This window comes from Aureitalea sp. L0-47, from assembly GCF_026126405.1.
GTDB lineage: Bacteria > Bacteroidota > Bacteroidia > Flavobacteriales > Flavobacteriaceae > Pukyongia.
Window position 1 is genome coordinate 15,579 of the sequence record NZ_JAFMTQ010000001.1, and the last position, 12,414, is coordinate 27,992.

10 protein-coding genes are annotated in these 12,414 nt (G+C 43.7%); all 10 read left to right on the plus strand.

The genetic code is table 11. The features are described 5' to 3' along the window. The first annotated feature begins 726 nt into the window (after positions 1 to 726). The 10 genes from hemH to J1N09_RS00135 all read left to right on the plus strand — a co-directional run bounded on the left by hemH (position 727) and on the right by J1N09_RS00135 (position 12,407). Positions 727 to 1,764, plus strand: coding sequence for a ferrochelatase (gene hemH / locus J1N09_RS00090; protein WP_265197343.1), 1,038 nt, complete (start codon positions 727 to 729; stop codon positions 1,762 to 1,764). Continuing rightward, on the plus strand, positions 1,765 to 3,192 hold the full coding sequence (locus tag J1N09_RS00095; RefSeq protein ID WP_265197344.1) for an MATE family efflux transporter: 1,428 nt from the start codon (positions 1,765 to 1,767) through the stop codon (positions 3,190 to 3,192). Positions 3,193 to 3,246: 54 nt separating this feature from the next. Next, positions 3,247 to 4,098, plus strand: coding sequence for a polyphosphate kinase 2 (gene ppk2, locus J1N09_RS00100; protein ID WP_265197345.1), 852 nt, complete (start codon positions 3,247 to 3,249; stop codon positions 4,096 to 4,098). Next, a complete protein-coding gene (gene ppk2 / locus J1N09_RS00105) occupies positions 4,098 to 4,928 on the plus strand; it encodes a polyphosphate kinase 2 (RefSeq protein WP_265197346.1) in 831 nt (276 codons plus the stop codon). Before ppk2 (J1N09_RS00100) ends, ppk2 (J1N09_RS00105) begins: the two co-directional genes overlap by 1 nt. Positions 4,929 to 5,025: 97 nt before the next feature. Further along, positions 5,026 to 8,136 (plus strand): WD40/YVTN/BNR-like repeat-containing protein, encoded by a 3,111-nt coding sequence (locus J1N09_RS00110; RefSeq protein ID WP_265197347.1) that lies wholly within the window; start codon positions 5,026 to 5,028, stop codon positions 8,134 to 8,136. Then, positions 8,120 to 8,359, plus strand: coding sequence for a hypothetical protein (locus J1N09_RS00115; RefSeq protein ID WP_265197348.1), 240 nt, complete (start codon positions 8,120 to 8,122; stop codon positions 8,357 to 8,359). Before J1N09_RS00110 ends, J1N09_RS00115 begins: the two co-directional genes overlap by 17 nt. Beyond that, a complete protein-coding gene (locus J1N09_RS00120) occupies positions 8,359 to 8,901 on the plus strand; it encodes a CopD family protein (RefSeq protein WP_265197349.1) in 543 nt (180 codons plus the stop codon). Before J1N09_RS00115 ends, J1N09_RS00120 begins: the two co-directional genes overlap by 1 nt. A gap of 57 nt (positions 8,902 to 8,958) precedes the next feature. Beyond that, positions 8,959 to 10,419, plus strand: a complete 1,461-nt coding sequence (locus J1N09_RS00125; protein ID WP_265197350.1) for a sensor histidine kinase — start codon at positions 8,959 to 8,961, stop codon at positions 10,417 to 10,419. A gap of 55 nt (positions 10,420 to 10,474) precedes the next feature. Next, positions 10,475 to 11,257: an enoyl-CoA hydratase/isomerase family protein gene (locus tag J1N09_RS00130; RefSeq protein WP_265198095.1), complete on the plus strand. Its 783-nt coding sequence runs from the start codon at positions 10,475 to 10,477 to the stop codon at positions 11,255 to 11,257. An 82-nt stretch (positions 11,258 to 11,339) separates the two neighbouring features. Further along, positions 11,340 to 12,407 carry a PA0069 family radical SAM protein gene (locus J1N09_RS00135; RefSeq protein WP_265197351.1) on the plus strand — a complete coding sequence of 356 codons (1,068 nt, stop codon included), beginning with the start codon at positions 11,340 to 11,342 and terminating at the stop codon, positions 12,405 to 12,407. Positions 12,408 to 12,414: the final 7 nt, after the last annotated feature.

Here is a 12,414-nt window from a genome sequence, read left to right on the forward strand (position 1 = left end):
TATATATTTAGGAATTGTTATAAGTTTTAACAACTTACTTTTGCTCTAATTAACACTTAAAATTAAACAATCGAATATGAAACATCTTAGCACACTACGCGCCAATGCTAATGGCGTCGACGGACTTTAATCTTTTTTGGTTAAGACACTAATAACTATATACGATTTAAATGTATCTATTGCATGACAAAAAGGCATTTAAATTTGTAAAAGGTTTAATTACATTCTTATCTTAACGAATTAACAAATATTTAATTCAACTTTAGCATGTACGTTAAAATGCTGATATGTTGAGTTATATTAGTTGATATTATAGGGACGAAAGTCCCTTTTCAATTATTTAATAGTAGATATAAGCGAGATAAGAGAAATGGTAAATGCACCAGAACCAAACACGAAAAAAAGTTTCGATTAAACCCTTAATTACGCAGCCATTTGTCTGGGTATTATGCAAAACGTTATTTGCAACTGGAAAAGGTTAAGACTAAAATAGCCCTTAGCTCAAAGCTCCTTGATATAAGGTAAAAGCCTAACTCCCTTAAGGATTGAAATATCCCTACCCTTTAAAATGGCCAATTCCTGCCGACATTCCATCAACATATTGTTTTATTCCACTTTGAATAAAGATGTCGTTGGTTTTATTTATGGAATGATAACGTTAATCTACTCCTAAAGCCCATTGTTGTTATTCATATTGAGGTATTTTTGTGTTGAAATTTAACACACATGAAAGGAGTTCTCCTAGTAAATTTAGGTTCACCGGATAGCACCGATCCTAAAGATGTAAAGAAATATCTGGATGAGTTTTTAATGGACCCCAGGGTGATCGATGTCCCTAAATGGGCACGAACGCTATTAGTAAGAGGGATCATTCTCAATACCCGTCCTAAAAAATCGGCCGAAGCCTACAGCAAGATCTGGTGGGAAGAAGGTTCACCGCTTATTGTTATTTCTGAACGACTTCAGAAGAAAGTACAGCAAAAACTCAATATTCCCGTTGCACTTGCTATGCGATACGGCAGTATGACCTTGAAGAACGGACTTCAGGAATTAGTGGATCAGGGAGTGAATGATATCCTGTTGGTGCCGTTGTATCCTCAGTTCGCCATGGCAACTACCGAAACCATCGAAGTAAAAGTGGATGAACTTCGGAAGGAATTCTTCCCACAATTGGAGATTACCTCGTTTCCACCGTTTTACAACAAACAAGACTATATAAAGGTACTCTCTCAGAGCATTTCCGAAGTACTGGAACAAACAGATTATGAGCATCTCCTCTTTAGTTATCACGGAGTGCCAGAACGACATATTCGCAAAAGTGATGTTACCAAATCCCATTGTAAGATCGATGGGCAATGTTGCATGACCAAGTCGCCGGCACATCAGTATTGCTACCGCCACCAGTGTTTCGAAACTACCAGACTGGTAGCCGAGGAACTACAACTCAAGGAAGGAACCTATACAACTACCTTTCAGTCGAGGCTAGGCTTCGATCCATGGTTACAGCCTTACACCGACAGGACCATCGAACGTATGGGTAAGGAAGGTGTTAAAAAGATGGCCATAGTTACTCCTGCCTTCGTAAGCGATTGCCTGGAAACCCTGGAAGAAATCGCTATGGAGGGAGAAGAGATCTTCCACGAGGTAGGAGGAGAAGAATTCACCACAATTCCCTGTTTGAACGACAGAGACGACTTTGCCTCGTTGCTAGCCAATTGGATAGAGCGATGGACCGTAGTCGATATCAAAAAAGCCATCGCATAAATGGCATCCCGAAACCGATCGGCCGAACTGGGAAGTAAGCCCATAAGCAAGCTGCTGTTGCAGCAGGCGGTTCCGGCCTCCATCGGTATCCTGGTCATGTCACTCAATATGATCGTGGACACCATTTTCGTTGGAAGATGGATCGGTCCGCTGGCTATCTCTGCAATTACCGTAGTAATACCGGTTACCTTCTTTATAGGAGCCATTGGTCTCGCGGTGGGTATAGGCGGAAGCTCAGTCTTGTCACGGGCATTGGGTGCAGGAGACAATGAAAAGGCACTTAGGGTATTCGGGAATCAAACCACAATTACATTTTTCACTTCTGGAATCCTGGCTATACTGGGACTGGTATTTCAGTATCAACTCATAGATTTCTTTGGAGCCGATGATTCCTTCCGGGATCTAGCTCTTACCTACTACAGAATTGTTCTCTACGGAATCGTGATGCTGGCCATGTGTATGATGGGGAACAATGTGATCCGTGCCGAAGGAAAACCCAAATTCGCCATGTATGCGATGATGTTACCCGCTATCGGTAACATCTTTATGGACTGGATACTAATTAAGGTATTCGACATGGGAATGGCAGGTGCTGCCTGGGCGACCTTTATCAGTTATGCCGTTTGCTTTGTCTTTATCTCCTGGTTCTTCCTTGTAAAAAGTGAATTACGGTTGAAATTCGAATCCTTCTTCCTGCAGCGAAAGATCGTGAATGAGATCAATGCCCTGAGCTTTGTAACGTTGGCCAGGCAGGGAACAATAGCGGTATTAACAGTGTTACTTAATAATATATTGATTCGTTATGGTGATTCGCTGGACATTGCAGCCTATGGTATAATCAGCAGGATGCTTATGTTCGCGCTTTTCCCGGTGATTGGTGTGAACCAGGGATTCCTGCCCATCGCAGGTTATAATTATGGGGCGAAGAAATTCGCAAGGGTACGAGAATCTATCAATACCTCGATAAAGGCTTCTGGAGTATTCGCTCTGATTATTTTTACTATCATCATGATCTTTCCCGCTGAGATCGTTTCAATTTTTATTAGCAATTCCGATTCCCTTGACGCTGCCACACTGGAAAACAACCAGGAGATCCTTCGAAGGACGCCCTCTGCTCTGCGATGGGTATTTGCCGCAACACCGGTAATTGTGGTTCAGCTTATCGGGGCTTCTTATTTCCAGGCCATCGGTAAAGCCATCCCGGCTTTACTGTTAAGTCTTACAAAACAAGGATTTTTCCTTATTCCTTTGCTTCTAATTTTACCTCCTTTTATCGGCGTTTTTGGTGTTTGGATCGCCTTTCCCATAGCCGATGTCCTTTCCACTATCCTCACTGGTTATTTTCTGAATAAGGCCGTGGTTAAGGATTTGAATCCGCATATTAAGGCTGAAAGTGCATCCGTTTCAGAAATTGGCGGAACTGACTAATATCATATTTTGATCTATTTGAAGTCGTGACATTTGTAAATTAACGTTGCGCCTATGCTTGTACTAAATGATTTCAAAAATGTTTCCGACCGGAAAACATTACTTACTGTTTTAAAATCAAAATTACCCGAAGAACTCTACAGCGATGTGATGAGTTCTGTTTATTATGAGGAAGATCTGCTTAAACTCCAGGCGGAGTTGGTTGATTTTCAGAAATGGGTCACAAAAGAAGGCCGAAGGGTCTGTGTAATTTTTGAAGGCCGTGATGCCGCTGGGAAAGGAGGCGCTATTCGTCGTTTTACAGAACACTTAAATCCGCGTTCAATGCGCGTGGTTGCACTTACAAAGCCAACAGCAGTTGAAAAAGGTCAGTGGTATTTCAGAAGATACATAAAGGTATTACCGGATCCGGGAGAGATCGTGTTCTTCGACCGAAGCTGGTATAACCGGGCTGTAGTAGAACCCGTAATGGGGTTTTGTAATGATGAAGAGTACGATAAATTTATGGTGCAGGTTCCTGAATTCGAACATATGTTGTACGAAGATGGAGTGGATATCGTCAAATTCTGGTTTTCTATTTCCAAGGAAGAACAACAGCGACGATTCAACGCACGTCTTGAAAACCCACTAAAGCAGTGGAAATTCAGCCCTGTAGATAGGGTGGGACAACAAAAATGGGACGATTACACCTTCTACAAGGACCAGATGTTCAGTAAAACACACACCTCATTCTGCCCATGGATGATCATCAAGACGAATAATAAGAAAGAGGCTCGTCTTGAAAGCATCCGCTATGTACTGTCCAAGTTCGATTATAAAGGAAAAGGAGATTCCGGAGCGACCTTGTTCCCGGATCCTAACATAGTACAACGTTATCACAGAATGATCAAACACTCAGAATTCTAATGGCTTACAAACTATCATCCAAAGAGCGAAAGCTCCTCAATTCAAAGAAAGGGATCAAACAACTGATACTTACCGAAGGGCACTCAGTGGCGAAAGCTGTGAAATACTTAAAGTATGAAGCCAGGCTGAAATCGCTTCAGGAGGAATTGATCAAACTTCAGCAATGGGTATCAGACAATGACAAGAAGGTTGTGGTTGTATTTGAAGGAAGAGATGCCGCGGGTAAGGGTGGTGCCATCCGAAGGATCACTCAGTACCTAAATCCCAGGGAGTTCAGTATTGTAGCCCTTCCGAAGCCAACCGAAGAAGAAGAAAGTCAGTGGTACTTCCAGCGCTATATAAACAAGCTTCCGCAAAAGGGTAAGATCGTTTTCTTCGACCGAAGTTGGTATAACCGAGCTGTTGTAGAGCCTGTGAACGATTTCTGTACGGATCAACAGTACAGGACCTTCATGAACCAGGTGAATGAGTTCGAACGGATGATCATCGAATCGGGTATCATCCTTATCAAGTTCTATTTTTCAATTACTAAGGATGAACAGGCCAGGCGTTTTGAAGATATTAAATTGAGTCCTGTTAAGAAATGGAAATTCAGCCCTGTAGATCGGGATGCTCTTCGCCTTTGGGATAAATACACCGAATACAAATCGGCTATGTTTGAAAAGACCAACACAGAATTGGCACCCTGGCACATTATCAAAGCAAATAAGAAGACTAAAGCCCGAATTGAAACAATAGAGAAGATACTGGAGCTTGTTCCATACTTGCCGAAGGATGGTGAGCTCATTGAACATGTCTCACTTGACCTTATTAACGGAGGAGAGAAATAAAAATATCGCAATTCTTAAATAAGCGTTAATACGCCGGCTTCACTGAAGGTTTAGGCTGAAATTACCTATATTTAGCCAAACCAATTCAAACAAAAACATGTCGCTGAACCATCCTAAGATAAAGGTGATATTCCTTTGCTTTCTCCTTTCTATTATTTCTGAAAATCTTTTTGCACAAACCTATAATTCTGAACGCTACGATGCTCTCGAATACCGACTTGTTGGACCATTTAGAGGAGGACGTAGTGCTGCAGTAACTGGTGTTCCCGGCAAACCCAATCTCTTCTATTTCGGTGCGACGGGTGGTGGAATTTGGAAGACCACGGACGGCGGCCGGGAATGGGAAAATATTTCCGATGGGTATTTCGGAGGATCCATGGGAGCTATCGAAGTTGCACAGGACGATCCCAACGTTATCTATGTTGGAGGTGGTGAAAAAACAGTCCGTGGAAATGTTTCTTCGGGCTATGGTATCTGGAAGACTGAAGATGCAGGGAAAACATGGACGCGAGCCGGTTTGGAGAAAAGCAGGCACGTTCCGCGAATTGCAATTCATCCCAAAGATCACAAAGTAGTGTATGCGGCTGTTCTTGGAAATATCTACAAACCTACACAGGAAAGAGGCGTTTTCAAAAGCACCGATGGTGGCGAAACATGGAGAAAAACACTTTTCGCGAATGAGAATGCGGGAGCTGTAGATCTCATTATGGACCCAAATAACCCGCGTATCCTTTATGCTTCGACCTGGAATGTACGCCGAACGCCTTACAGTCTTTCGAGCGGTGGCGATGGTTCCGCCCTTTGGAAAAGTACCGATAGTGGTGAAACATGGAAAGAAATTTCAAAGAAAGAAGGATTCCCAAAAGACACTCTGGGGATCATTGGTGTAACTGTTTCACCGGCTAATAGTGAGCGCGTGTGGGCTATCGTTGAAAGCAAAGACAAAGGGGGGGTGTACCGAAGTGAAGACGGTGGCGAAACCTGGAAACAAGTGAACAGTGAACGAAAATTACGTCAGCGTGCCTGGTATTATACTCGTATCTATGCCGATCCAAAAGACGAGGATGTCATGTATGTTCTGAATGTGCGATATCACAAAAGTACAGACGGAGGTAAGACCTACGAAACTTATAATGCACCGCATGGAGATCATCACGACCTGTGGATCGCACCTGAAAACCCGGACCGAATGATCATTGGGGATGACGGTGGTGCACAAGTCACCTACGATGGCGGAGAAACCTGGAGTACGTATTACAATCAGCCAACATCACAGTTTTACCGGGTTACCACGGATAATGCGTTTCCATATAGAATCTACGCGGCTCAGCAGGACAACTCAACAATCCGAATTGCCCATAGGAATGAAGGCAGGAGCATCAATGAAGATGACTGGGAATCCACAGCCGGAGGTGAAAGTGCGCATATAGCAGTGGACCCTGAAAATAATGATATTGTTTACGGCGGAAGCTATGACGGCTTCCTAACCAGGTATAATCACAAGAACCGAACTGTACGCAGTATTAGTGTATGGCCGGATAATCCCATGGGGCACGGAGCCGAAGACATGAAATACCGTTTTCAATGGAATTTCCCCATCTTTTTCTCACCTCACGACCCGAACAAGTTGTACACGGCTTCCAACCACCTCCATGTTTCAACAAATGAAGGACAGAGTTGGAAACTAATTAGTCCTGATCTCACACGAAATGATCCTGATAAACTAGGTTCTTCCGGTGGGCCGATCACCCAGGACAATACGTCTGTGGAATATTATTGTACCATTTTTGCCGCGGCAGAGTCGCCGGTAACGCCGGGTCTGCTATGGACGGGAAGTGATGATGGATTGGTACATGTGTCCAGAAATGGAGGAACCAGCTGGGACAATGTTACACCCAAAGGTATGCCAGAGTGGATGATGATCAATAGTATTGAACCCTCAATATTCGATGCAGGGACCTGCTATATCGCCGGGACGAAATATAAAACGGGAGATTTTGCACCTTACCTATACAAAACCACCGACTACGGTAAAACCTGGACCAAGATCACTAAAGGGATTCCTTCGGAACACTTCACAAGAGTATTGCGTGAAGACCCGAATAAAAAAGGCTTATTGTATGCAGGTACGGAAACAGGTATGTATATTTCTTTCGACGACGGTGCCAACTGGAGTTCTTTCCAACTGAATTTGCCGATAGTACCTATCACCGATTTGGCGCTTAAGGACAACAACCTCATCGTTGCCACCCAGGGTAGGAGTTTGTGGATCATCGACGACCTTACGGTAGTTCATCAATTGGCAGCTAGTGCTAGCAAGGACAATTACCTATTCAAACCTAAGGACACCTATCGAATGGGTGGAAATTCACGAAAGGGCTCGCTTACTTCAGGCACTAATCATCCGTCGGGTGTGATGACCTATTTCTATGTGAAGGACCCTTCGGAAAAAGAAATCAAACTAAGCTACCTGAATAGCAGAGGTGATACCATAAAGACCTTTAGCAGTAAAGACAAAAAAGACAAACTGAAAGTGAAAGCCGGTTCCAATATGCACAGCTGGAATCTCAGAGGCAAGGGTGCCGAGCGCCTTGATGGTATGATCCTTTGGTGGGCGAGTACCAATGCACCCAAGGCAGTTCCCGGGCAGTACAAAGTAGTGCTGGAAGTTGGTGATGAGGCCTTGTCACAGCCCTTCACCGTGGTGGCCGATAAGAATGCTGAAACCGACCCTGCAGGGATGCAACGACAATTCGACTTTATCACCGATATCAATGAAACAGTGGACAAGGCGCATAAATCGATAAAGAAGATCCGGAAGATCAATAAACAGCTTGAGGCCTTTCAGAAACAATACAAAGACAATGAACAGGTAAAAGCACTGGTGGAGAAAGCTAAGGAGCTTTCGGAAGATTTCTCCGATATAGAAAAAGCTCTTTACCAGACTAAAAACCGCAGTGGCCAGGATCCGTTGAATTTCCCTATCAGGCTAACGAATAAACTTGCGCATTTAAACAGCCTGGTGGGTATGGATGATTTTCCTCCAACCGATCAGGATATAGCTGTAAAGAATGAATTAACGCAAAAGATCAATTCCGAACTGGACAAATTTGATCTCCTGGTTTCAAATGAAATTGAGAATTTCAACGAGGAATTCAATACTATGAAACTGGATTATTTGTTTATCGAGAGTGACGAAAAAGAATAATGATTGGAGGGTAGGTATACTGGCATTCGCAGCCACCTGTGTTATTGAAATAGGAATAGCGCTGCTGTTCTTTTCAGACTTTTTGCTTTCGATCATTCCGGGATGGCATACCACGATTTATCCACCGGCTACTATCATAGCAGCTATCGTAATAATTGCAGGTTTAACCATACTTTTGTACAATAGTTTTAAGAAAATAATCAGTAAAATACTAAACGCCTAGTGGCCTACAATTATATAAAGTCTCTTCATCTCATCTTTGTGATCACCTGGTTTGCCGGCTTGTTTTACATTGTTCGTCTGTTCGTCTACCAGATCGAAGCTTCTCTAAAGCCTTCACCCGAGAAGGAGATCATCGGTGACCAACTGAAGATCATGGCCAAGAGACTTTGGTATATCATTACCTGGCCGTCGATGATCCTGGCCACCGGTTTTGCCATTTGGCTGGTAATTCTCCGACCATTCTACATGACGGACGCCTGGATGCAGGTGAAATTAGGGTTCGTAGTACTGCTCATCATTTATCACATCAAATGTCATGTCATTTTCAAGGATCTTCAGCGCGACAAAGTGAAATACAGCTCGAATTTTATGCGGATCTTTAACGAAGGAGCCACTATCATTCTTTTCGCGGTGGTCTTTTTGGTAATTCTGAAGAATGCCGTTAACTGGATCTACGGAACGGTTGGGATCATACTGTTCGCTGTGCTTCTGATGTTGGGTATCCGGCTCTATAAACGAATCAGGGAAAATAAGGAGGGATAGGGATTCGCCGCACTGTTTTTGGTTTGATTATTGCTATCTTCACTGAAAAATTTACGCTTGGCATTCTACAAACGTTCACTTAGGAACCGCATTTTCTTTTCCATGATCGTACTGATCGTTCTGGCATCGGTACTGATCGCCGTGGTGACGATTTTTCAATACCGCGAAGAAGCCCGGGATTATCACCGCGAAAGATTACTTCGGAAAGAAGGGAACATCCGCGAGAATATCGATTATGTACTTCGGAATACTACGTACCCTGTTGAGACGGAACAAGTGCCTCTGATCTTCAAAGAAAAGATCTACGAGATCAAGGATATTCACAAACTGGAACTCTACCTGTACGACCTTGAAGGGAAGCTGCTGAAGTCGTCCAAAGCCTCATTTTTTAAGGATACCACCCACACCAAAGTACCTCAGTATGTGTTGGATGAGCTAGGGTCAAGTTCCACCAAGCACTTTATAGAAGAATTCACCGAAGATGGCCAGGAATACCAGTCTTCTTACAGTGTGATCACAGACCTTTACTTCAAACCCTTGGCGATCCTAAATTTACCGTATATCGAAGACGATGGGTTCATGAATAAGGAGTTGAAAGAGAATCTTTCCCGATTGGGGATGGCCTACCTTGTCATGCTACTCATTGCTATTATACTGGCTTATTTCCTGTCGAATTACATCACACGCTCTCTTAACGACGTGAGTGAGAAAATTTTGGAAACCCGACTAAACCGTCGTAATAAAAAGATCATGTTGAACGAGAACACTACCGAGGAGATCTCTACTTTGGTTAAGGCTTATAACGGTATGATCGATGAGTTGGAAAGCAGTGCGGCCCAGCTGGCGGCTAATGAGAGGGAAGCAGCCTGGAGGGAAATGGCAAAACAGGTGGCGCACGAGATCAAGAACCCACTAACCCCTATGCGACTTACGGTGCAGAGTTTTCAGCGGAAGTTCAATCCCGAAGATCCTGATGTAAAGCACAAAATGGAGGAGTACAGCAATACCCTGATCCAACAGATCGATACCATGAGTTCCATAGCTTCGGCCTTCTCTACCTACGCTAAAATGCCGGCCCAGCAGGACGAAACCCTCAATGTGGTACAGATCACCAAACTGGCACTGGATATTTTTAATGAGAATTACATCTATTACTTCCCTGTAGAAAAAGAGCTCATAGCTCGTTTCGACAGAACTCAGCTTATCCGAGTGGTGACCAATCTTATCAAGAACAGTATCCAGGCCATCGAACAAGCGGGACAGGAAGACCCAAGGATTGAGGTGAATGTTTTTTCTGAAGGAGAAAACGCTGTGATTACAGTTAAGGACAATGGAGTTGGAGTTTCTGAAGAGAACCTCAACAAAGTGTTCGAACCAAAGTTCACAACCAAAACCAGCGGCATGGGACTTGGTCTTGCCATGGTTAAGAAAATCGTGGAAACCTACAACGGATCCATCACCCTCGAATCCAATGAGAATGAACACACTATTTTTAAGGTTACATTCCCTAAATCCTAAGGGATTTTTGTAATTTTATCTTCTACATGTCCCCAAAAAACTAAACCAATTCATGATGACATTCGAAAACGTACTATTCGATTCCGAAAATGGGATCACGACTATTACTATTAACAGACCTTCAAAATTAAATGCACTAAATCGCAAAACGATTCAGGAACTTCACGATGCTTTTAAAGCAGCAGAAGAAGATGTCAACACCAAGGTCGTCATTGTAACCGGAAGTGGCGAAAAAGCTTTTGTAGCCGGTGCTGACATCAGCGAATTTGCCGATTATTCCGTTTCACAGGGAGCCGAACTAGCTTCCCAGGGCCAGGCGCTGTTATTCGACTATGTGGCGCATTTATCCACTCCTGTGATCGCAGCCGTAAATGGTTTTGCTTTGGGTGGCGGACTCGAACTGGCGATGTCTGCCCATTTCAGAATTGCCAGTGACAATGCCAGGATGGGACTGCCGGAAGTGTCCCTGGGCGTAATTCCCGGTTACGGGGGAACACAAAGATTGCCACAACTGGTGGGTAAAGGCCGCGCTTTTGAAATGATAATGACAGCCGGAATGATCAATGCCGAGCAGGCCAAAGACTTTGGACTGGTGAATCATGTGACAAACCAGGAGGAACTTCTACCTCTTGCTGAGAAATTAGCCGGGAAGATCATGAACAATTCATCTGTTGCTATCGCTGCGGCAATTACTGCCGTCAACGCCGGATTTGAGGATGGTGAAAATGGTTATGATGAAGAGATCACCCAATTCGGAAAGTGTTTTGGTACTGCCGACTTCCAGGAAGGTACCCAGGCATTCCTTCAGAAACGAAAAGCAGATTTCCCAGGAAAATAGGAAAAAATCCAAAATACTTCGGAAATATTCCAAAAATTACTAGCTTTGAAACACTCCACCAAGTTTTTCAAAGCTATTTTTTATGTCTCGATCTCACAATGGGCGAGGTGCACAACGCCGGGTCCATAATCGCTTTTTTGAACTGAGTCATGAGCTACGCGATGACTTTCTGAACTATTGTATTTCCGAAGGTGAAGATCCGGAGGCGATAAAAACCAACTATATCGATGTCTTTCCGAAGAGTTTCGTTAATAAGGTAGAGAGTCCGGACGTGCGTATGGAATATTCAGCTAACCCCTACCAGGGATGCGAACACGGATGTGTGTATTGCTATGCGAGGAATTCCCATGAGTACTGGGGGTTTGGTGCAGGGCTGGATTTCGAAAAGAATATTCTTGTAAAGAAGAACGCCCCTGAATTATTAGAGCAAACCCTTCAGAAAAAATCATGGCAGGGAAACACCATCGTTTTGTCCGGGAATACAGATTGTTACCAACCGATTGAGCGAAAGCTGAAGATTACCAGGCAATGCCTTGAGGTTCTCCTGAAATGGAAACACCCTGTTGGAATCATTACCAAGAATTCACTTATCCTGAGAGACCTGGATTTACTGAAAGAAATGGCGAAACTGAATACGATCGCGGTTCATGTTTCCATCAATTCTCTTTCCGAAGTAACCCGTCGTCTCGTGGAACCAAGGACGGCCAGTATCAAACAGCGCCTAAAGGCAGTTGAGGTGCTTTCAGACAATGGAATACCGGTGAATGCAATGATCGCACCTATTATTCCCTCACTCAACAGCCATGAGATTCTTCCCATCATTAAGAAAGTGACAGATCTGGGAGCTGTTAGTATTGCTCATACGGTGGTACGTCTGAATGGGCAGATCGCCCTGCTATTCGAAGACTGGGCAAGAAAAGTGATTCCCGATAAGGCCGATAGAATCCTAAGCCTGATCGCTCAGTGCCATGGAGGAAAACTTAACGATAGTCGGTGGGGAACTCGCATGAGAGGAGATGGACCCGTTGCTCAGCAAATAAGGGATACCGTAGCTTTGGGCAAGAAGAAGTATTTGAAAGGGAAGAGTATGCCTAAATTGGACAGTTCGCATTACCTGCAATTGAAAGATCCGCAAATGAGATTATTCTAAATTATAA